Origin of the sequence: Desulfuromonas sp. KJ2020, assembly GCF_024197615.1 — a bacterium.
In the GTDB taxonomy this organism is placed as follows: Bacteria; Desulfobacterota; Desulfuromonadia; order Desulfuromonadales; family SZUA-540; genus SZUA-540.
Genome location: NZ_JAKUKE010000001.1, coordinates 1,589,579 through 1,607,907 on the forward strand (window position 1 = coordinate 1,589,579; position 18,329 = coordinate 1,607,907).

General features: G+C 62.3%; 23 protein-coding genes and 1 riboswitch. Of the genes, 13 read left to right on the forward strand and 10 right to left on the reverse strand.

The annotated features are described in order from the left end of the window. The first annotated feature begins 9 nt into the window (after nt 1-9). The 3 genes from nqrF to MJO47_RS07275 all read left to right on the forward strand — a co-directional run bounded on the left by nqrF (nt 10) and on the right by MJO47_RS07275 (nt 1,896). Complete coding sequence (gene nqrF / locus MJO47_RS07265) at nt 10-1,236, forward strand: NADH:ubiquinone reductase (Na(+)-transporting) subunit F (protein ID WP_253960451.1); 1,227 nt, start codon at nt 10-12, stop codon at nt 1,234-1,236. 3 nt (nt 1,237-1,239) lie between these two features. Next, nucleotides 1,240-1,437 (forward strand): hypothetical protein, encoded by a 198-nt coding sequence (locus MJO47_RS07270; RefSeq protein WP_253960452.1) that lies wholly within the window; start codon nt 1,240-1,242, stop codon nt 1,435-1,437. Nucleotides 1,438-1,596: 159 nt separating this feature from the next. Then, nucleotides 1,597-1,896: a hypothetical protein gene (locus tag MJO47_RS07275; protein WP_253960453.1), complete on the forward strand. Its 300-nt coding sequence runs from the start codon at nt 1,597-1,599 to the stop codon at nt 1,894-1,896. Nucleotides 1,897-2,310: 414 nt separating this feature from the next. Here MJO47_RS07275 and MJO47_RS07280 read toward each other — a convergent pair whose 3' ends face one another. After that, nucleotides 2,311-3,591: a DEAD/DEAH box helicase gene (locus MJO47_RS07280; protein ID WP_253960454.1), complete on the reverse strand. Its 1,281-nt coding sequence runs from the start codon at nt 3,589-3,591 to the stop codon at nt 2,311-2,313. Between the two features lie 218 nt (nt 3,592-3,809). Between MJO47_RS07280 and MJO47_RS07285 the strand changes: the two genes are divergently transcribed. The 4 genes from MJO47_RS07285 to MJO47_RS07300 are packed head-to-tail and all read left to right on the forward strand — an operon-like array spanning nt 3,810 to nt 6,710. After that, nucleotides 3,810-4,514: a spermidine synthase gene (locus MJO47_RS07285; protein WP_253960455.1), complete on the forward strand. Its 705-nt coding sequence runs from the start codon at nt 3,810-3,812 to the stop codon at nt 4,512-4,514. Nucleotides 4,515-4,520: 6 nt separating this feature from the next. After that, entirely contained in the window at nt 4,521-5,024 is a 504-nt protein-coding gene (locus MJO47_RS07290) for a hypothetical protein (RefSeq protein ID WP_253960456.1), read from the forward strand. 28 nt (nt 5,025-5,052) lie between these two features. After that, entirely contained in the window at nt 5,053-5,871 is an 819-nt protein-coding gene (gene xthA / locus MJO47_RS07295; protein ID WP_253960457.1) for an exodeoxyribonuclease III, read from the forward strand. After that, entirely contained in the window at nt 5,856-6,710 is an 855-nt protein-coding gene (locus tag MJO47_RS07300; RefSeq protein ID WP_253960458.1) for a DNA ligase, read from the forward strand. Before xthA ends, MJO47_RS07300 begins: the two co-directional genes overlap by 16 nt. A gap of 282 nt (nt 6,711-6,992) precedes the next feature. Here the strand turns inward: MJO47_RS07300 and thiE are convergent, their stop codons facing one another. Genes thiE through thiF form a run of 5 tightly spaced genes read right to left on the reverse strand, consistent with a single transcriptional unit; the run spans nt 6,993 to nt 10,632 of the window. Continuing rightward, the gene (gene thiE / locus MJO47_RS07305) at nt 6,993-7,649 is read right to left on the reverse strand and encodes a thiamine phosphate synthase (RefSeq protein WP_253960459.1); all 657 of its coding nucleotides are present in this window, start codon (nt 7,647-7,649) and stop codon (nt 6,993-6,995) included. Nucleotides 7,650-7,652: 3 nt separating this feature from the next. Beyond that, on the reverse strand, nt 7,653-8,783 hold the full coding sequence (gene thiH, locus MJO47_RS07310; protein ID WP_253960460.1) for a 2-iminoacetate synthase ThiH: 1,131 nt from the start codon (nt 8,781-8,783) through the stop codon (nt 7,653-7,655). Between the two features lie 2 nt (nt 8,784-8,785). After that, nucleotides 8,786-9,556: a thiazole synthase gene (locus tag MJO47_RS07315; protein WP_253960461.1), complete on the reverse strand. Its 771-nt coding sequence runs from the start codon at nt 9,554-9,556 to the stop codon at nt 8,786-8,788. A gap of 54 nt (nt 9,557-9,610) precedes the next feature. Beyond that, on the reverse strand, nt 9,611-9,811 hold the full coding sequence (thiS, locus tag MJO47_RS07320) for a sulfur carrier protein ThiS (RefSeq protein ID WP_253960462.1): 201 nt from the start codon (nt 9,809-9,811) through the stop codon (nt 9,611-9,613). Further along, nucleotides 9,808-10,632: a sulfur carrier protein ThiS adenylyltransferase ThiF gene (thiF, locus tag MJO47_RS07325; protein ID WP_253960463.1), complete on the reverse strand. Its 825-nt coding sequence runs from the start codon at nt 10,630-10,632 to the stop codon at nt 9,808-9,810. Before thiF ends, thiS begins: the two co-directional genes overlap by 4 nt. A gap of 53 nt (nt 10,633-10,685) precedes the next feature. Next, nucleotides 10,686-10,789: riboswitch (TPP riboswitch) on the reverse strand. A gap of 168 nt (nt 10,790-10,957) precedes the next feature. Here thiF and MJO47_RS07330 point away from each other — a divergent pair. After that, on the forward strand, nt 10,958-11,269 hold the full coding sequence (locus MJO47_RS07330) for a hypothetical protein (protein WP_253960464.1): 312 nt from the start codon (nt 10,958-10,960) through the stop codon (nt 11,267-11,269). Between the two features lie 43 nt (nt 11,270-11,312). Here the strand turns inward: MJO47_RS07330 and glpK are convergent, their stop codons facing one another. Together glpK and MJO47_RS07340 are read right to left on the reverse strand one after the other, a co-directional pair. After that, a complete protein-coding gene (gene glpK / locus MJO47_RS07335; RefSeq protein WP_253960465.1) occupies nt 11,313-12,791 on the reverse strand; it encodes a glycerol kinase GlpK in 1,479 nt (492 codons plus the stop codon). A gap of 76 nt (nt 12,792-12,867) precedes the next feature. After that, entirely contained in the window at nt 12,868-13,821 is a 954-nt protein-coding gene (locus MJO47_RS07340) for a diguanylate cyclase (RefSeq protein WP_253960466.1), read from the reverse strand. 132 nt (nt 13,822-13,953) lie between these two features. Here MJO47_RS07340 and MJO47_RS07345 point away from each other — a divergent pair, with 132 nt between their 5' ends. Beyond that, on the forward strand, nt 13,954-14,145 hold the full coding sequence (locus MJO47_RS07345; RefSeq protein WP_253960467.1) for a MerR family transcriptional regulator: 192 nt from the start codon (nt 13,954-13,956) through the stop codon (nt 14,143-14,145). Between the two features lie 55 nt (nt 14,146-14,200). On the opposite strand, the gene MJO47_RS07350 is transcribed toward MJO47_RS07345, so the two are convergent. Next, complete coding sequence (locus tag MJO47_RS07350; protein WP_253960468.1) at nt 14,201-15,265, reverse strand: 3-deoxy-7-phosphoheptulonate synthase; 1,065 nt, start codon at nt 15,263-15,265, stop codon at nt 14,201-14,203. A gap of 280 nt (nt 15,266-15,545) precedes the next feature. Here MJO47_RS07350 and MJO47_RS07355 point away from each other — a divergent pair, with 280 nt between their 5' ends. The 4 genes from MJO47_RS07355 to MJO47_RS07370 all read left to right on the forward strand — a co-directional run bounded on the left by MJO47_RS07355 (nt 15,546) and on the right by MJO47_RS07370 (nt 17,039). Next, on the forward strand, nt 15,546-15,839 hold the full coding sequence (locus MJO47_RS07355; protein ID WP_253960469.1) for a YggT family protein: 294 nt from the start codon (nt 15,546-15,548) through the stop codon (nt 15,837-15,839). A gap of 12 nt (nt 15,840-15,851) precedes the next feature. Beyond that, the gene (locus tag MJO47_RS07360; RefSeq protein WP_253960470.1) at nt 15,852-16,379 is read left to right on the forward strand and encodes a DivIVA domain-containing protein; all 528 of its coding nucleotides are present in this window, start codon (nt 15,852-15,854) and stop codon (nt 16,377-16,379) included. A gap of 1 nt (nt 16,380) precedes the next feature. After that, the gene (locus MJO47_RS07365) at nt 16,381-16,677 is read left to right on the forward strand and encodes a DUF167 domain-containing protein (protein ID WP_253960471.1); all 297 of its coding nucleotides are present in this window, start codon (nt 16,381-16,383) and stop codon (nt 16,675-16,677) included. A 107-nt stretch (nt 16,678-16,784) separates the two neighbouring features. Beyond that, entirely contained in the window at nt 16,785-17,039 is a 255-nt protein-coding gene (locus MJO47_RS07370; RefSeq protein WP_253960472.1) for a zinc ribbon domain-containing protein, read from the forward strand. A gap of 55 nt (nt 17,040-17,094) precedes the next feature. On the opposite strand, the gene MJO47_RS07375 is transcribed toward MJO47_RS07370, so the two are convergent. After that, nucleotides 17,095-18,072: a diguanylate cyclase gene (locus MJO47_RS07375; RefSeq protein WP_253960473.1), complete on the reverse strand. Its 978-nt coding sequence runs from the start codon at nt 18,070-18,072 to the stop codon at nt 17,095-17,097. Between the last annotated feature and the right edge of the window lie 257 nt (nt 18,073-18,329).

The following is an 18,329-nucleotide window of genomic DNA, read 5'->3' on the forward strand; positions in this document are numbered from 1 at the left end:
GATTTTTTCATGCTTGAAGTCGTACTCGGCGTCTCTCTTTTTACCGGCATCATCCTTCTTCTCGTCGCCCTGATCGTGACGGCGCGCTATTTTCTCGTGCCGCGCGGCAAGGTCAGAATCGTCATCAACGAGGATGAGGAGAAGTCTCTCAAAGTCAGCCCCGGTGGCAAGCTGCTGCAAACCCTTGGCTCGCAGGGGATTTACATCCCTTCGGCCTGCGGGGGCGGCGGCTCCTGTGGGCAGTGTCTGGTCCGGGTCGAGGAGGGCGGCGGTGCCATTCTGCCTACGGAGACAGGGCACATCAACCGCCGCGAGGCCCGGGAGGGGATGCGGCTGGCCTGCCAAGTCAGCGTCAAGCAGAATCTGAGAATCGAACTGCCGCCGGAAATCTTTGCCATCCGCAAATGGCAGTGTACGGTGCGCTCCAACCGCAATGTCGCCAGCTTCATCAAGGAGCTGGTGCTGGAATTGCCGGAAGGCGAAGAGGTCGATTTCCGGGCCGGCGGCTACATTCAGATCGAGGCGCCGCCCCACGAAGTCCATTACCGGGATTTCGACATCGAGGAGCGTTTTCGCGGCGATTGGGACCGTTTTGACCTCTGGCAGTACAAGTCGGTGGTGAAGGAGCCGGTGGAGCGGGCCTATTCCATGGCCAACTACCCCGGTGAGCCAGGGATCATCATGCTCAACGTGCGCGTGGCGACGCCGCCCCCCCGCCACCCCGATGTGCCGCCCGGCAAAATGTCCTCCTACATCTTCAATCTCAAGCCGGGCGATCAGGTGACGATCAGCGGCCCCTACGGCGATTTCTACGCCCGCGACACCGAGGCGGAAATGATCTTCCTCGGCGGCGGCGCCGGTATGGCGCCTTTGCGTTCCATCATTTTCGACCAGTTGCTACGGGTGAAGAGCAAGCGCAAGATCTCCTTCTGGTACGGGGCGCGCAGTCTCAAGGAGCTCTTTTACGACGCGGACTTCAAGGAGCTGGCGGCCGAGTACGACAACTTCAGCTGGCATGTGGCTCTGTCCGACCCCCAGCCCGAGGACAACTGGGAGGGCCCGACGGGTTTTATCCACGAGGTGCTTTATGAGCGCTACCTCAAGGACCACCCGGCCCCGGAAGACTGCGAATACTATCTGTGCGGGCCACCCATGCTGCTGGTGGCCGCCCGGGAGATGATGGAGAACCTCGGCGTCGAGCCGGAAAGCATCTTTTACGATGACTTCGGGATGTAGGCCATGACCATTTTTCTGATGGTTCTGTTGGCCTTCCTGTTCACCTTTGCCTGCCTCGGGATCGGTCTCCTTTTTCGGCGTCCGCCCCTGCGCCGTCGCTGCGGCGAGCCGCTGGACTGCCACTGCGCCGCCGAAGGACGTCCGCCGGAGGAGTACTGCTCTCGTGAGGACGATGGCGGGCAGGATCGCTGTTCTCACTGACGGAGACACATCAGGGACTGGGGTGTGCACTTAACTCCCCCATGCACAAGATATGGAGACATCCTTGAAAGAACGAAAGCCGCTAAGGTCGGTTTTTCTTGCATGTCAGCACCACGTTTACTAGAATTGCTACAAATCCTAGCAAGGAGAGCCCGTGTTATGTCAAAACGCAATCAGATCAATATCACCCTAGACGATGCAGAATTGCACAATGTCAGCGAATATTGCCGAGTTCACAATATGACGCCCCAGGCCTTTTTCAAGGCCGGTGGGCAAAGACTGATCACTGAAGACCTTCTGGAGCGGAGGGCCGATCTCATGACCTTGCAATCGTTAGAGGAAATCAGGGATGGGCGCGCCACTCCAATTGACGATCTCCTTCAGATGATCGATGAGGACAGGAAAATCGCCGAGGAAATGGTTAGAGACAATCTGCGGTCAGCTAAGAAGGCGCAGTAATGTCCGGGAAATATCTCCGGATTCAGAAAACTCCCACCTTTCTAGCGGCCTTTTCGGGTGTTAGGGAATATTTGCGGCTTAAAAGCCCATCTGCCTACCGTGCCCTACCTTCGGCTATGATAACCATATTGGACGTCATGGACGAACATCCCCACGCCTGGCCGGTTAAACGAAAAATACTGAATGGCGTCAATCAGGAGTTTCACCTTGCCGTAACAGATATCGCCTACAGGCGGCTTCATGTTCGATATATCGTTGATGAAGATGGTATGTGTTATCTATTGGCAGCTTGGGTTGACGGACAGGACGAACCCCGCTACATAGTTGAAAACTAACCATTTATACTTAACTCAAAACAGCACGAAAAAAGGCGACCCCATCGGGGCCGCCTTTCCTATCTTCTCTATCTAGGCGTTAGCGGGTAACCGCCTTCACGCTCCCGGTGCTTTTCTGGCCACCCGGGCGACGGGGACGGCCGTGGCCGTTGCCCTGTTTGCCGGCCGGAGCGGGCTTGGCCTTTTGCCGCTGGGGGCGCGGTGCCCGCGGCGCCTGGGGCTGCTTGGGCGGCGCCGGTTGGTTGTAGTCGAAGCCGGCGACCTGGCGCCGTTCGACGGCTTTGCCCAGCACCTTCTCGATGGCGCGCACCATGGCCGTATCTTCGCCGGTCACCAGGGTGAAGGCGTCGCCGCTGCGAGCAGCGCGGCCGGTACGGCCGATGCGGTGGATGTAGGTCTCGGGGGTGTCGGGAATATCGTAGTTGACCACGTGGGAGACTTGGGAGACATCGATACCGCGGGCGGCGATATCCGTCGCCACCAGGATCTGGAAGCTGCCGTCCCGAAAGCCGTCGAGGGCGGCCTGCCGCCGGTTCTGGGACAGATTCCCCTGCAGGGAGGCGGCCTTGTAGCCGGCCTTCTCCAGCTGCAGACCCAGCCGCTTGGCGCGGTGCTTGGTGCGGGTGAAGACCAGCACCGAGCCCGTGTCCGTATGCTGCAGCAGCTGCAGCAGCAGGTCGGTTTTAAGGTGCTGGGCCACCGGGTAGAGGGCGTGGCTGACGGTGGTCGCCGGTGACACCCGATCGACCTGTACGGTCAGGGGATCGCGCAGCACTTCGCTGGAGAGTTTGCGAATCTCCGCCGGCATGGTGGCCGAAAAGAGCAGAGTCTGCCGCTTGGCCGGGAGATGCCCGAGGATGCGGCGGATGTCGGGGAAAAAGCCCATGTCGAACATCTGGTCGGCTTCATCCAGGACGAGGACTTCGAGCCGCGACAGGTCGATGGTGCCCTGCCGGATATGGTCGAGCAGGCGGCCGGGGCAGGCGACGACAATTTCTGCCCCGCGCTTGAGCTTCTGTATCTGCGGGTTGATGTTGACGCCGCCGTAGACGGTCAGGCTGCGCAGCCGGGTCTGCTCGCCCAGGCTGGTGATGGCGCCGTGAATCTGCTCGGCCAGCTCCCGGGTCGGGGCGATGATCAGGGCCCTTACCTGGCCGCGCGGACCGTCCATGAGCCGATGCAGAATCGGCAGGGCAAAAGCGGCGGTCTTGCCGGTGCCGGTCTGGGCCAGGCCCATGACGTCGCGGCCGGCCATGACGGGGGGAATCGCCTGTGTCTGGATGGGGGTCGGAGTATGGTAGCCGGCGGCGCTGACGCCGGCGGCGACCTGTGGGTGTAATTGAAACGAGTGAAACGACATGCTCTTCTTCTTTCCGCGTTCCTACAAAAAAAGCCCCGGAGGGATTCCGGGGCTCACGATGACTTTATTGTGACTTCGTATGTTTCCTGGAACGACTATCTAGTTTCGTGACCCTAACAGCATCGGGGGAGCGCTGTCAAGGTAAATCCCGGTTGCCTTTCGGCGCTGTGGCAGGTATGGTGGCCCCTGCTCTGCTCCCCCCTTCGCAAGGACGAATCATGGCGCAACCCTGGAAGACTTTGGAATGTATCGAAACCGACGAGGGCGTGCTCGAACTGCGCCAGCGCGGCGAGAAGGATTTTCTCATCCTCGTCGGCGGTCTGGTGCTCATGAACAGCCTCTCCAACCGCTCCGAGATTGTCCTGGGGCAACTCGGCTGCCGTCACCTCAAGGACCATGCCGCTCCGCGGGTGCTGGTCGGCGGCCTCGGCATGGGCTATACGCTCAGGGCCGTGCTGGACTGCCTGCCCGCCACGGCGCAGGTGGTGGTGGCCGAACTCAATCCCATCGTCGTGCAATGGTGTCGGGGCCCCCTGGCTTGTCTTACCGACAACGCGGTGAACGATTCCCGCGTCACCATCGAAATCGGCGATGTGGCCGAGTATGTGCGCCGCGCGGCCCGGGACGCCGACGGTCTCCGCTTCGATGCGGTCGTCTTTGATCTCTACAAGGGGCCGCATCCCAAGACCGACCGCACTCAGGATCCGCTCTACGGCAGTCGGGCCATCGCCAATGTCCATGCCATTCTGCAGCCGCAAGGGCTCTTTACCGTCTGGGGAGAGAACTACGATGAAGGCTTCGACAAGCGCCTGCAGGCCGCCGGCTTTGCCACCAGCAGCCAGCGCCCGGGGCGCGGCGGCTACCGCCACGTTGTCTTCGTGGCGACGAAAAAGGTACGCCGGACGACAGCGGCGAAGGGGTAGAAAAGCATGCTGTTACACTGCACACGCAAACTGGCGGCTAAAATGCCGACGATTTCCCCCGCACCTCTGGTCGAGAAGAGCCCTCTCGGCAGCTGGCACGCCAACCTCGTGCAGGTCAAGCATCGCCAGTGTGTTCTTTTCTGCCATGACCTGACGCGTTACATGCTCTTTGTCCCCGGTCTGAAGAAACCCCATTTCGAGGATCTTGGCCGGATCTTCAGGGATGTTTTTCTCATGAGCCTGGTCTCCCATGGCTTGACCGATGCGAAGATCATGCGGGTGAGTCTGGCGCTGGGACCGCCGGCCTTCGATGGCAACACCAACCGTTCGGTTCTGGGGGCGATGAATATCGCCATGCAGGATCTGGAAGGTTATCTGGTCACCTGCCAGGACCTGCTGGAGATCGACCTGGCCGGTGCCGCCCTTTATCTCAACGAACGGCCCACTTCGGTGCAGGGGGACTGGATCTGGCCCGCGCGGGAGATGCTGGACAGGGTGGCCGCTCTTTAACCCTATATTTTATGGGAGAGGGATAACCATGAAGCTGGTCTCTTTCAACGTCAACGGGCTGCGCTCGCGTCTGCACCAGCTCGAAGCGCTGGTCAAGAAGCACGATCCCGATATCATCGGCCTGCAGGAAACCAAGGTGCAGGATGGGGATTTTCCGCTGGCGGCTATTGAGGCGCTCGGTTACCAGGCCGCTTTTCACGGCCAGAAGACCCACTACGGGGTGGCGCTGCTGTCAAAGATCGCGCCCATCAAGGTGCAGCTCGGTTTTCCCGCGGATGGCGACGAAGCCCAGAAACGCTTCATCAGCGGCTGGTTCGCCCGACCGGATGGGCAGGTCCTGCAGGTCATCAACGGCTATTTTCCGCAGGGGGAAAGCCGTGACCACCCGGTGAAGTTTCCGGCCAAAGAGCGCTTTTACGCCGACCTGCAGCACTATCTGCAGTCGGCCTGCGATCCGGCGGCGCCGCTGGCCGTCATGGGGGATTTCAATATCGCCCCCGTCGATTTCGATATCGGCATCGGCGCAGACAACGCCAAGCGCTGGCTGCGCACCGGCAAGACCAGCTTTCTGCCGGAAGAGCGGGCCTGGTTTAAAGGCCTGCAGGGCTGGGGTCTGCACGACAGTTTCCGTGAGCAGCATGCCGATACCGCCGACCGCTTCAGCTGGTTCGATTACCGCAGTCGCGGCTTCGAGGCGGAACCGAAGCGCGGTCTGCGCATCGACCACATCCTGCTGACGGCGCCGTTGATGGAGCGCTGCCGGCAGAGCGGCATCGACTACGAGATCCGGGCCATGGAGAAGCCCTCGGATCATTGCCCGGTGTGGGTCGAATGCGCGCTGGACTGAGGAAGGGCGGGATTGCTCTGCTGGCGGCGCTGGTGCTGTCCCTGCTGCCGCTGACCGCTGGCGCCGCCGCAGAATTCATGCAGGCGCAGGTCGACAGCGGGCAGGTCGATGTCAGCGGCTGGCTGATGAGTGAAAAGCTCGATGGCGTGCGGTCCCACTGGGATGGCCAGACCCTGTGCTCCAAAAACGGCTATCGCCTGACGCCGCCCGCCGACTTTCTGGTCGGCTGGCCCCCCTTTGCCCTGGAGGGGGAACTCTGGGGCGGCCGAGGCTCCTTTGTCGAGACGGCAGCTACCGTTCAGAGGGCGCAGGATGACGCCGGCTGGCGGCAGCTGCGCTTCGCCATTTTCGATGTGCCTGACGGCGGTGGCCCCTTTGTCGAGCGCCTGCAGCGGGCCCAGCAGTGGTTTGCGAAGCATACGGCGCCCCACGCCTTTGTCATCCCCCAAGTTCCAGTACGCGACCGTGAGCACCTGCGCCAGGAGCTGGCCCGGGTGGAAGCGGCCGGTGGCGAGGGTCTGATGGTGCGCCGCCCTGAGGCGCCTTACACTACCGGACGCAGCGCCGAAATTCTCAAGGTGAAGAGCTGGCAGGATGCCGAAGCTGTGGTCGTCGCCCATCTGCCGGGCCAGGGCCGCCATCGCGGCCGGCTGGGGGCGCTGCTGGTCGAAAGGCCGGACGGCATCCGCTTCCGCCTCGGCACGGGCTTTACCGACGCCGAACGCGAGGAGCCCCCACCGCTCGGCTCCTTGATAACCTATAAATTTCAGGGATTTTTTCCATCTGGCCTCCCGCGTTTCCCCTCCTATCGGCGCCTGCGCCAGGATGGGAATCTGTAAGCGGGACTTTCTCGTGAGGTGACCATGAACAAAGGACTTAAAGTGTTGGTCTTCGCCGGTGTCGGCACGCTGGCCGGCGCCCTCCTCGGCTATCTGGGGCAATGCGTCGGCAATACCTGAGGCGCTTTGGCCGGCCCCTGGTCAGGGGCCCTGTTCGGGGTGATTGTGGGGACGGTGCTGGGTTTGCTCCCCGAAGAGAAAAAGTAAGCCGGGGCAGAAGGTCTGCCTGAAGTGGTTTAATCCCCCGTCACGGTCTCATCGTACCGTGGCGGGGGATTTTTTTTAAACGCGGGCAGCTGGTCGAGGAGCCAGCGCCGTCAGAAACGTACGGGCGGCTTCGGCCGGGTCGGCGGCCGTCAGGATGGCGCCGATACAGGCGGCGCGGGTGCAGCCCGCTTCCAGCAGTTCGGCCACGCGGGCGGGGGTGACACCGCCGAGAGCGAAAACGGGGATAGGGGCGGTGGCGCAGGCCTGGCGCAGGGCGCCCGGACCGACGGGGGCGCCATAGGGGAGTTTGGAGGGGGTGGCGTAGACGGGACCGAAGGTGACGAAGTCGGCGCCCTGCTCGGCGGCCCTGAGGATCTCGTCGGCCCGGTGGGTGGAGACGCCGAGGAGCCGGTCGGGGCCGAGCAGCCGCCGGGCGACGGCGACAGGGAGGGAGTCGCCCCCCAGGTGGACGCCGTCGGCATCCACGGCCAGCGCGACATCAAGGCGGTCGTTGATGAGCAGGCGGGCGCCGGCCTCGCGGGTGAGGCCGCGCAGCTGTCTGGCCAGCGTGTAGAGGGCGGCGACGGGCAGGTCCTTCTCCCGCAGTTGTACGGCCCGCACGCCGCCGGCCAGGGCCTGGCGCACGGTTTCCACCAGATCGCGACCGTCCGTCAGCATATGGCGGTCACTGATGAGATAGAGGCTGAAGTCGACGACACCCGCTCCCGACATGGCTCAGTGGCTGCCGATGGCTTTGTCGAGAAAGGCGCTGTCCCAGTCTTTCCACACCGTCTCGTAGCCCTTGGCGCGGATCATGCGGCAGACCTCTTCAACGCTGCGGTCGTCGTCGATGGCGAACTGCTCGGTGCTCTTCTCCTTGTTCAGGTAGCCACCGGGGGCGGTGCTGGAGCCGGCGCTCATCTGGGTGATGCCCAAAGGGAGCAGGTGATCGCGCAGGCTGGCGCTCTCCCGGGTGGAAAGCACCAGGCCGGCGTCGGGCAGCAACAGGCGCAAGGCGCAGATCAGCTGGACGAAGGCGCGGTCCGACACCGGGTGCAGGGGTTGGAAGCCGCCGTCGGCCGGGCGGATGCGCGGAAAGGAGACGCTGACCTGGGTGCGCCAGTAGTGTCTTCCGAGGTGAAGGGCGTGCAGCCCGACGAAGAAGGCTTCGGCGCGAAAGTGGCCGAGGCCGAGCAAAGCGCCGAGGCCGATACGGCGCAGACCGGCGGCCCCGCCGCGCTCGGGGGTGAGCAGGCGCCAGTCGTAGTCACGCTTGCGGCCGAAGGGGTGCATCTCGGCGTAGAGGCCGCGGTCGTAGGTCTCCTGATAGATGGTGAGGCCGTCGACGCCGGCGCCGACCATCTGCCGGTAGCCGTCGGTATCCATGGGGTAGACCTCGATGCTGATCGAGCTGAACAGCGGCGCCAGGCGGCGCACCGCCTGGGCCAGAAAATCGTTGTCCACGGCCGTGGGGGCTTCCCCCGTCACCAGCAGGATGTGCTCAAAACCTTTGGCCCGTAGGGCGCGGGCTTCCTCTTCGGCCTCGTCGAGGCTGAGGGTCTGCCGGCCGACCTTGTTGGTGGCGTTGAAGCCGCAGTAACGGCAGCCGTTGCTGCAGACGTTGGAGAGGTAGAGGGGGGCATAGAGCAGAATATTGCGGCCAAAGCGCTGCAGGGTCTGACGATGGGCCTTCTGGGCCATGGGCTCGAGATAGGCGGCGGCCGCCGGTGACAGCAGGGCCTTGAAGTCCTCGGGTCGCAGGCGCTCGGCCGCCAGCGCCCGTTCCACCTCTGCGGCCGTTTTGCCTTCGATATCCGCCAGCACCTGCTGGTAGTCGTATTCTTGGATGACGTCGAGAAAACTCATGTTCAATTCCCTAGAAAGCCTGTCAGCGGGCTGGAGGCCTCGGCCTGCTGACGCTGTTCGCCCAGCCCGGCCAGAAAGGCCTCGCGACCGGCTTCCACCCCTTTTTTGAAAGCGGCACCCATGGCCCCGGGATTGCCGCTGACGGCGAGAGCCGTGTTGACCAGGACGGCGTCGGCCCCCATCTCCATGGCTTCGGCGGCGTGGGAAGGCGCTCCCAGCCCGGCGTCAACCACCACCGGCACGATGGCCTGCTCGATGATGATGGCGATGTGGTCGCGGGTGCGCAGTCCCTTGTTAGTGCCGATGGGGGCGCCCAGGGGCATGACGGTGGCGGTGCCCACTTCCTGCAGGTGCTTGGCCAGCACGGGGTCGGCGTTGATGTAAGGCAGCACGATGAACCCTTCCTTGACCAGGATTTCAGCGGCCTTGAGGGTTTCGATGGGGTCGGGCAGCAGGTAGTAGGGGTCGGGGGTCACCTCAAGCTTGACCCAGGGTTCGCAGCCGGCGGCGCGGGCCAGGCGGGCCAGACGCACCGCTTCGTCGGCGTCGCGGGCGCCGCTGGTGTTGGGCAGCAGCAGATACCTGTCGCGGTCGATCGCGCCCAGCATGCTGTCCTGGGGATTGTCGATATCGACCCGGCGCAGGGCGACGGTGACGATTTCGCAGCCCGAATTCTCCATGGCCGCCACCATGGCGTCGTTGGAGGCAAATTTGCCGGTACCGACCAGCAGCCGGGAGTTGAAAGCGCGTCCTGCAATAATAAGTTGGTCCATAGGCCTTCCTTTATAGGAATGAGTGAGGTGCGGGGGTAGGGTGCGCGGCCGGGTTCAGCCGCCGCCGACAAAGTGAACGATCTCGATCCGGTCGCCATCCTGCAGGTGGGTGGTGGCAAAGGCCTGCCTGGGCACGATGGCCCGGTTGAGCTCCACAGCGACCCGGTCGTCGGCCAGTTGCAGCTGTTCGATAAGTTCGGCCACTGTCAGGGCGGCTTCAAGGGTCTTTTCCCTTCCATTGAGAAGAATTGTCATGAAAAATCCTTTTCGTCTTCCGGAGTTTCACCGAGAAGGAGTCGAAGCACGGCGTTGGCCTGATGGTGGGCGGCGATGCCGACGCGAGGCGCCATGAGACCCTGGCCCGGCCGCGCTTCGCTGTCGCCGTCGCCGACCAGGTAGAGGCGGCTGGCGGCCCGGCGGGTGATGATGGTGTTGGACGGCCCGGCTCCGGCCACACCGGAAGCCGCCACGATGGGGGCCGCCGAATTCGTCTGCAGAAAGGTCTGGACGAGCATGGCCTTCTGGTCCGGGGCATCGAAGGCTTCCACCAGTACATCGACGCCGGCAAAGACTTCGGCGATATTCGAGGGGGTGAGACGGCCGTTGAAGAGGCGGAGGTCGACGCCGGGGTTGATACGGCGCAGGTTGTCCCGCAGAGCCTCGACCTTGGGCTGGCCAATCTGGTCGATGAAGAACTGCTGGCGGTTGAGGTTGGAGGGTTCGACGACATCGAAGTCGGCCAGAATGAGGCCACCGATGCCAGAGCGGGCGAGGGCGACGGCCACGGCCGAGCCGAGGCCGCCGGTGCCGGCGATGCCGACGGTGCCCTGCTTGAGTTTGGCCTGCACGCCAGGCGTGTGACGGGCACAGAGCAGAGCTTCGAATTCCGCCGGTGAAGGCTGCTCGCCCCGGCGGATGAGGACGACGCGGTCCCCTTCGGCCAGTGCTCGGTCGTCAGAGAGGGCGAAGCCGTTGACGATGAGCACGTCGGCGCCAGGATTGAAACGGTCGCGCAGCTGGTAGAGGGTCAGCCCTTCCCCGGTGTCGAGTGGATTTTCGTTGAGATAGATGGTCATAAAAAGAAAAGGCCGCAGAAAGCGGCCTTTTTCGGCTGGATAAATCCAGTGCTCCGAATCGTGCGCCGCTTCCCTACGCCGGTATCACCCGGATCAGGTTCAAAGGGTCGCCTCGCCGTGGCCAGGCTCTCAGTAAAAAACTCCCCTAGGGCATTTCCAATTGTGGTGAGTCGGTACGTTAGCAACAGCGCTGCGGGTCCGTCAACTTTTTTCTCCCTTTGCCGTTGTTTTTCCCCGTCGATTTGATTACTATGAGGCCCTTCCGAAAACCTGCGAAAACCCCGCTGTGGCTGGTTGCCGACAGGGTGGAAGAGGAGGAGAAACCATGACAATTTCAGATCGCTATCGGGACCTGGTGAACGAGGCTGCACAACTGGTGCAGAAGCTGGATGGGACGGCGGATGACAAGGCTGTCCAGGGTGTGCGCCAGGGGCTGGCCGGGCTGGAAGAACTCAAGGAGCAGGTAGGGGAGATCCCCCGTATCCGTCTGGAGGTCGAGCTGACGCCGGTACTGCTGGCTGCCCATACCCGGCTGGATCGGGCCAGGCTGCTGCTGGAAGAGGCCGGCGCCGAGGACCTGGCCGTGGCCGTCTGGGATGTCGAGCAGAAGATCTACCGTCTCCTCAACGAGCTGTAATTCCCCTCTCCGCTGGCCGGGGCTTTTCCTGTCGCCCTTATTGTCAGGCTTTCGACACGGCCTGCCGCCAGTCGCGAATCAATTCTTCCCGGCGCTTTTCCGCCATTTCGGGGGCAAAGCGTCGTTCTTCCCGCCAACTCTGCCGCAGTTCATCGAGATTTTCCCAGAACCCTACCGCCAGGCCCGCCAGCATGGAGGCGCCCAGGGCCGTGGTTTCCACGGTCTGCGGGCGGACGACCGGCAGCTGCAGCAGGTCGGCCTGCAGCTGCATGAGCAGGTTGTTCTGGGCGGCGCCGCCGTCCACCTTGAGGTGTCGCAGCGCGGCGCCCCGGTCTTCGGTCATGGCTGCTACCAGGTCGTGAATCTGCAGCGCCATGCCCTCCAGGGTGGCCCGGGCCAGGTGGGCGGCGGTCGTGCCGCGGGTGATGCCACTGATCAGCCCGCGGGCGCCGCTCTTCCAGTGGGGGGCGCCCAGTCCGGTGAGGGCAGGGACGAAAACGACGCCACCGCTGTCCGGGACGGAAGCGGCCAGGTGCTCGATATCCGCTGAGGCGGGGAAGAGACCGAGGCCGTCCCGCAGCCATTGCACGGCCGCGCCGGCAATGAAGGCGCTTCCTTCCAGCGCGTAGCTGGTACGGCCGTCGAGCTGCCAGGCGACGGTGGTCAGCAGGCCGTGGCCGCTCTCCACCGGTTCTTCTCCCGTGTTCTGCAGCAAAAAGGCGCCGGTGCCGTAGGTGCACTTGGCTTCGCCGGCCTCGAAGCAGGCCTGTCCGAAGAGGGCCGCCTGCTGGTCTCCGGCCATGCCGGCCACCGGGATACCGTCGGGGAGAAGATCCAGACCGCGGGTCTGGCCGTATACGGCCGAGGAGGGGACGATGTCGGGAAGGACGGCCGCCGGAACCTCAAAGAGGTCGAGGAGCTCCTTGTCCCAATCGAGGCGGCGCAGCTCCATGAGCAGGGTGCGCGAAGCGTTGGAGACGTCGGAAACGTGGCGGCGCCCGCCGGTGAGGCGCCAGACCAGGAAGGTGTCGATGGTGCCAAAGGCCAGATCGCCGGCCTCGGCCCGTCGGCGCAGCTCCGGCTGGTGGCGCAGCAGCCAGGTGAGTTTGGTGGCGGAGAAATAGGGGTCGAGCACCAGGCCGGTCTTGCGGCGAACCAGGGGTTCGGCGCCCTGTTCCTTAAGTTCGTCACAGATGTCGGCGCTGCGGCGACACTGCCAGACGATGGCGGGGGCGGCGGGCCGGCCGGTGCGGCGATCCCACAGCAGGGTGGTCTCCCGCTGGTTGGTCAGGCCGATGGCGGCGATCTCGCGCGGATTGACGCCGGTGCCGTCCAAGACGCGGCGGATGGCCTGAATCACCGAGAACCAGATTTCTTCCCCATCGTGCTCGACCCAGCCCGGTTTGGGGAAATGCTGGGGAAAGTCGACGGTGACCTTGGCGGCGATGCGCAGGTCCCGTTCGATGAGCAGGGCCGTGGTTCCGGTGGTTCCCTGGTCGATGGCGAGTATGTATCTGGACATGGCAACCCTCCGGGGCAGGAGATGTTCATGACTCTTGAGGGGAGGATGATCCGGAGGCGGCGGGATGGGGCGACCCTCAGGCCGAGGCCATGTGCTCCGGCGATGACGGGCAGTCCCCATGCAAAGAAACGCGGTTGCGGCCCGTGCGCTTGGCGCGGTATAGGGCGTAGTCGGCCTCGCGAATCAGATCGTCAAGAGTGTGGATGTCGGGGTGGGGGAAGGCGGCCACCCCCAGACTGATGGTCAATTTTAGAGCGGACAGCTCGTCAGGAAAGGACAGCTCGCTGCAGGCCAGGCGCAGGCGTTCGGCCGCCTCGAATCCTTGCTCCGGGCTGGTTTCCGGCAGCACCAGGGCAAATTCCTCACCACCGAAGCGGGAGGCCAGATCGTATTCGCGCAATCCGGACAGGAGCAGGTCGGCCACCCGCTTAAGAATAAGGTCGCCCCGCTGGTGTCCGTAGGTGTCGTTGACTTTTTTGAAGTGATCGATATCCAGCATGACCAGGGTCACCGGGGTGTTGTTGCGGGTGCTGCGGTTCATTTCCCGCTCCAGGGCATCGGTGAGAAAGCGGCGGTTGTAGAGCTGGGTCAACGGATCGGTGTTGGAAAGCTTGAGGAGCATCTCGTTGCTTTTTTTCAGACTGTCCTGCAGCGACTTGATCTTGACCTGGACCTTGACGCGGGCGATGAGTTCGGCGGGATCGAAGGGCTTGGTGACATAGTCGCTGGCCCCCTGCTCCAGCGCCCGCACCTTGGCCTCCTGGCTCTCGCGGCCGGTGAGCATGATGACGGGAATGTCCTGCAGTTCATCACGGGTACCCATCATGGTCAGGAATTTGAACCCGTCCATGCCCGGCATCTCCAGGTCGCAGAGGATGATGTCCACGGCTTTATTCAGGGCTATCTTGAACCCCTCGATGCCGTCACCGGCCTCGTAATAGAACTTGAACAGGGAGGTCTGGCGCAGGATATGGATGATCTCCTGGCGGAGGGTAGGGGAGTCATCTACGATAAGGATGGATGAATTCATGAGCGGCCTCTCAGGTTTTGCCCATTATAGGGATTCCGCCGACTTTGTAAAGATATAAGGGAGACGTCGTCCTGACAATCTTTTTTCCTCGACTATAATGAAATGAAACAGTTGCGTAAACAGGAGGAAGATATGTCTCTGGTCAAAACCTGGTATTCGCCGGAATCGGCGGCCGACAAGTTTGGGATAGGCAAAGCCGCTGTGCTCGAGTGGGTGGATGAAGGACTGGTGCGCTGCGAGCGCGAAGGCGGCAAGGTCTCTTTCGTCAATATCGACGATGTGAGGCTGCAGGTGGAAGCGATGGTGCGCCAGCAGGAAAAATGAATCCGGCCGGCCTGAGGGCGAAAATACTGCCCTCAGGCCGGAGTCGGAGTGACTGTCACGGGGTGCGGCGGCCTCCGCAGGCTTGCAGCCGCGCCGCCGCCTGGCGCAGCATCCGTTCGGTAGTGGCCCAATTCACGCACTTGTCGGTGATGGAGACGCCGTAGCGCAGGTCGGTCAGGGGAGCGATGGGCTGATTGCCCGCTTCGAGACAGCTTTCGATCATCAGGGCGAAGATCGACTGGTTGCCCTGGGCGATCTGCTCCATGACGTCCTGCAGGACCGTTTCCTGACGCTCGTGGTCTTTCTGCGAGTTGGCGTGGCTGCAATCGACCATGATCGCCTTGTTGAGGCCGACTTTTTCCAGCATCTGCTCCGTGCGGGCGATGTCTTCCGCCTGGTAGTTGGGCTTGTCATTGCCGCCGCGCAGCACGATATGCACGTCGGGATTGCCGACGGTCTTGACGATGGCGTTGTGCCCCTCGTTGTTGATTCCCAGGAAACTGTGGGGATGGCGGGCGGCGCCCATGGCGTCGATGGCAATCTGCAGACTGCCGTCGGTGCCGTTCTTGAAGCCGACGGGGAAGGAGAGGCCGCTGGCCATCTCGCGATGCGTCTGCGACTCGGTGGTGCGGGCGCCGATGGCCCCCCAGCTGATCAGGTCGGCGAGGTAGTTGGGCGTGATCGGGTCGAGCATCTCGCAGGCAATGGGCAGGCCCAGTTCCGTGATGTTGCAGAGCAGGCCGCGGGCCACGCCCAGGCCTTTGGAGATCTGGTGGGTGCCGTTGAGGTCGGGGTCGTTGATAAGCCCTTTCCAGCCGATGGTCGTGCGCGGTTTTTCAAAATAGACCCGCATGACCAGCAGCAGCTGATCCCGCAGCTCGCGGGCGAGCACAGCCAGTTTCTGGGCGTACTCCAGGGCGGCGCGGGGATCGTGAATGGAACAGGGGCCGACGACCACCATCAGGCGGTTGTCGCGCTGGTTCAGGATGTCGGTGAGCTGCTCCCGGGAAGAGCTGACAAACTCGGCCATCTTCTCAGAGAGAGGGAAGACCTGCTTCAGGTCCGCGGGGGAGATAATGGGGGTCAGGCCACGGATGCGGAGATTGTTGGTGCGTTTCATGGGCTTTCCTGTCAACGGGGTTAAGACGAACCGAAAGGAGAGGGGAAGGGGAGAGTCTCTCGGTGCTGCCAGACTGTGCGCAACTTTAGTCCTTTTTTTTAAAAAAGTCAAAAGTTGCGCACAGTTCTGTCGATATCGAAAAATCGTTCAGGGCGGCAAAACGCCGGCGGGCGCGGCCGGACGGCAGGGGAAAGCGTTTGACAGGGGGGACGGGATTCTGTATAAACGACTCTGTTCGGATTTTTTATCGTGAAAACCGCAGTTTAGAGAGGTGTGCTTGATGATTCTCCGCGAAATTGTCCTGGCGGTCGCCCAGGTGGTCGATCTGGCCTTCAGCATCTACATATTCATCGTCATCGCCCGGGCGCTTATTTCCTGGGTGAATCCCGACCCCTACAATCCCATCGTCCGCTTTCTCCACAATGCCACCGACCCCGTGCTGTCCAGGATGCAGCGGGTGTTGCCCCTGAGCTTCGGTGGCATCGATTTTACGCCGATCGTGCTTCTGGTCGGGCTTTCCTTTGTCCAGCGTATTTTGAAGGCCCTCTTGCTTCAGTTGGCCTACAGCTTCTGACGGAAAGAGACTATGCGCATCACTCCCATGGAGATTCACCAGCAGCAGTTCAAGACCCGCCTTCTTGGCTATGATACCGCCGGGGTTGACCAGTTTCTCGAACAGGTGGCGGACGAGCTGGAGCGGATTCACAAGCAGAACCATGAACTGAAGGAGGAGCTGGCCCGTACCCGCTCCGCTCTGAACGAAATGCGGCAGCGCGAGGCCATGCTCAAGGAAACCCTGCTGACGACGCAGCGCATGACGGATGATATCAAAGCCAATGCCCGCAAGGAGGCGGAGGTCACCTTGGCCGATGCCGAGATCAAGGCCGAGGCCATATTGCGTTCCGCCGAAGACCGCCGCGTCCAGCTGATCAACGAGATTCAGGAAATCAAGCGGCAGAAGATCTCCTTCGAGAGCAGCCTGCGGACCCTGGTGGAGAGCCACATGCGCCTGCTCGACCTGGAGGTGGTGCAGGTGCGGCATGAAGCCCGGGAAGATCGTCTCCTGCAGGAGAACCTGCCGCTGGAGAAAAACGCTTCCGAACAAGAGCGCTAGGATGTTCGCCTTTCTGCACGAGGTCCCCGGCGGCGTGACGATTGACCTCTGGGTGCAGCCGCGTGCCAGCCGCAATGAAATTATCGGTCTGCAGGGCGAGGAACTGAAGGTCAAGTTGACCTCCCCCCCCGTGGACGGGGCCGCCAACAAGCTGTGCTGCGAATTTTTCGCCAAAACTGTCGGCGTGGGCAAAGGTTTGGTGCGGCTGGTCGGCGGCGAGAAGTCCCGCCACAAGCGCCTGCTGATCGAGGGGGTTAGACTGGCCGATATGGAAGAGCTCCTCCGCAAGCTGCTTTAGTGTTCAGGATCTTTTGTCTCCGGTCCTGCCGCCCCCCCCCCTGCCTTGACAAAATTCCCCAAAGTTATTAAATTGCCACCGAATTGATTTCTGGGAGGAAAATCGCTATGCCCATGTACGAATATGCCTGTGAGAAATGTGGTCAGATCTTTGAAGTTATGCAGAAATTTTCCGATGCGCCTCTGACGGAGTGCCGCTCTTGCGGCGGGCCGGTGAAAAAGCTCATTTCGCAGACGGCCTTTGCCCTCAAGGGGGGCGGCTGGTATGAGCAGGGCTATTCGGGAGGCGCCGGCGCCCCAGCCTGCAGCAGTGCCGGCAGCGGTGGCGGCTGCGCTGGCTGTCCCAAGGCAGCCAACGAATGAAAAAATCCCCGGACATCGGTTGTGTCCGGGGATTTTTTTTGGTCAAAGCGGCCTGTCACACCCGCTGCGTCGCCGGGAGGACAAGAGGGCTGGGCCAGTCTTCTTCCTCTGGCTGGAGCGGGTCGTGAACTTCGGTACGGTTGCGTCCATGGCGCTTGGCCCGGTACAGCGCTTCGTCCGCTTCGGCCAGCACCCGGGTGGCATCGCTGATGTCCCCCGCCGGGACAGGGCGGATGCCGATGCTTACCGTCAGTGGATGTTCCGGAAGTTCAGGAATCTGCAGGCGGGCGATCTTCCGGCGCAACCTCTCGGCCACGCGGAAGGCGTTCTCCCCATGGGTTCCCGGCATGATGAGGGCAAACTCTTCGCCCCCGAAGCGGCAGGCCGTATCCGAAAGGCGGATGCTGCCCTCGATGGCTCCGGCGATCATTTTCAGGGCGGCGTCGCCCGCCAGATGCCCGAAGAGATCGTTGATCTGCTTGAAGTGGTCGACGTCGGCCAAAAGCAGGGAGAAGGATTGATTCAAACGGGTGCTGCGGGCGATCTCGGCCTCCAGGGTCCTTTGAAAGAAACGACGGTTGAACAGTCCGGTCAAGCCATCCGTAGTCGCCTGCTTTTCCAGATCTTCCTTGGCGCGGCGCAAGAGAGTGAGCTGCTGTTTTTTCCCGAGGTGGGTCCGTATGCGGGCGGCCAGTTCCTTGGGTGAGGTGTCGAAGCTGAGAAAATCGCAGGCACCGGCTTCCAGGCCACGAATTTTCTCCTCTTCATCTCCGGCCCGGGCAAAGAGAAAGACCGGCACGTCGCATCCCTCCTGGTCGCCATAGAGCCGATGCATCCAGTCGTAGGTCTCGCCGGCGGGATCGGTGACCCCATAAAAGATGATGTCGACCGGCCGCTTTCTGACGCTGCTGATGGCCCGATGGACGTCATTTTCCTTCCAGATATGACTGAAGGCCGCGGTGCCCTTGATTTTGTCCAGCAGGGTGCGGCTGTCTTTATGTGAAGATCCTATTACGAGGCTTGTGGCAGTCATCGAAGGCCTTCCTTTGGAAAAATTCCTCTCCCCTTGACCTGTCGGCGGGTGTGACCGGTTTCTATTGCAAAAAGCAATCCAACCTTTGCAGGGCTGCTGACCGACCCCGAAGGTTGTCGCGGCCGCGTTGTTATAGCGGGTGGGTCGATATTTTGACCTTTGGGGCAGTCTGAGCGGATATTAACCTCTTTGAGGGGATTTGTCGAGATTTTGACTTGTGAGGGCGGTTTTTTTCGGCGGGACGGGTAGAGAAAAGT

Excerpts from the sequence above, each read along its gene's own strand:
- thiE (WP_253960459.1), bottom strand. The coding sequence starts at position 7,649 with ATGTCGGGAGCGGGTGTCGTCGACTTCAGCCTCTATCTCATCAGTGAC.
- nqrF (WP_253960451.1), top strand. The coding sequence starts at position 10 with ATGCTTGAAGTCGTACTCGGCGTCTCTCTTTTTACCGGCATCATCCTT.
- MJO47_RS07370 (WP_253960472.1), top strand. The coding sequence starts at position 16,785 with ATGCCCATGTACGAATATGCCTGTGAGAAATGTGGTCAGATCTTTGAA.
- MJO47_RS07270 (WP_253960452.1), top strand. The coding sequence starts at position 1,240 with ATGACCATTTTTCTGATGGTTCTGTTGGCCTTCCTGTTCACCTTTGCC.
- MJO47_RS07285 (WP_253960455.1), top strand. The coding sequence starts at position 3,810 with ATGGCGCAACCCTGGAAGACTTTGGAATGTATCGAAACCGACGAGGGC.
- MJO47_RS07355 (WP_253960469.1), top strand. The coding sequence starts at position 15,546 with ATGATTCTCCGCGAAATTGTCCTGGCGGTCGCCCAGGTGGTCGATCTG.
- MJO47_RS07280 (WP_253960454.1), bottom strand. The coding sequence starts at position 3,591 with ATGTCGTTTCACTCGTTTCAATTACACCCACAGGTCGCCGCCGGCGTC.
- MJO47_RS07375 (WP_253960473.1), bottom strand. The coding sequence starts at position 18,072 with ATGACTGCCACAAGCCTCGTAATAGGATCTTCACATAAAGACAGCCGC.
- MJO47_RS07340 (WP_253960466.1), bottom strand. The coding sequence starts at position 13,821 with ATGAATTCATCCATCCTTATCGTAGATGACTCCCCTACCCTCCGCCAG.
- thiF (WP_253960463.1), bottom strand. The coding sequence starts at position 10,632 with ATGACCATCTATCTCAACGAAAATCCACTCGACACCGGGGAAGGGCTG.
- MJO47_RS07290 (WP_253960456.1), top strand. The coding sequence starts at position 4,521 with ATGCTGTTACACTGCACACGCAAACTGGCGGCTAAAATGCCGACGATT.
- glpK (WP_253960465.1), bottom strand. The coding sequence starts at position 12,791 with ATGTCCAGATACATACTCGCCATCGACCAGGGAACCACCGGAACCACG.
- MJO47_RS07315 (WP_253960461.1), bottom strand. The coding sequence starts at position 9,556 with ATGGACCAACTTATTATTGCAGGACGCGCTTTCAACTCCCGGCTGCTG.
- MJO47_RS07365 (WP_253960471.1), top strand. The coding sequence starts at position 16,381 with ATGTTCGCCTTTCTGCACGAGGTCCCCGGCGGCGTGACGATTGACCTC.
- MJO47_RS07345 (WP_253960467.1), top strand. The coding sequence starts at position 13,954 with ATGTCTCTGGTCAAAACCTGGTATTCGCCGGAATCGGCGGCCGACAAG.
- MJO47_RS07330 (WP_253960464.1), top strand. The coding sequence starts at position 10,958 with ATGACAATTTCAGATCGCTATCGGGACCTGGTGAACGAGGCTGCACAA.
- thiS (WP_253960462.1), bottom strand. The coding sequence starts at position 9,811 with ATGACAATTCTTCTCAATGGAAGGGAAAAGACCCTTGAAGCCGCCCTG.
- thiH (WP_253960460.1), bottom strand. The coding sequence starts at position 8,783 with ATGAGTTTTCTCGACGTCATCCAAGAATACGACTACCAGCAGGTGCTG.
- MJO47_RS07360 (WP_253960470.1), top strand. The coding sequence starts at position 15,852 with ATGCGCATCACTCCCATGGAGATTCACCAGCAGCAGTTCAAGACCCGC.
- MJO47_RS07350 (WP_253960468.1), bottom strand. The coding sequence starts at position 15,265 with ATGAAACGCACCAACAATCTCCGCATCCGTGGCCTGACCCCCATTATC.
- MJO47_RS07300 (WP_253960458.1), top strand. The coding sequence starts at position 5,856 with ATGCGCGCTGGACTGAGGAAGGGCGGGATTGCTCTGCTGGCGGCGCTG.
- xthA (WP_253960457.1), top strand. The coding sequence starts at position 5,053 with ATGAAGCTGGTCTCTTTCAACGTCAACGGGCTGCGCTCGCGTCTGCAC.
- MJO47_RS07275 (WP_253960453.1), top strand. The coding sequence starts at position 1,597 with ATGTCAAAACGCAATCAGATCAATATCACCCTAGACGATGCAGAATTG.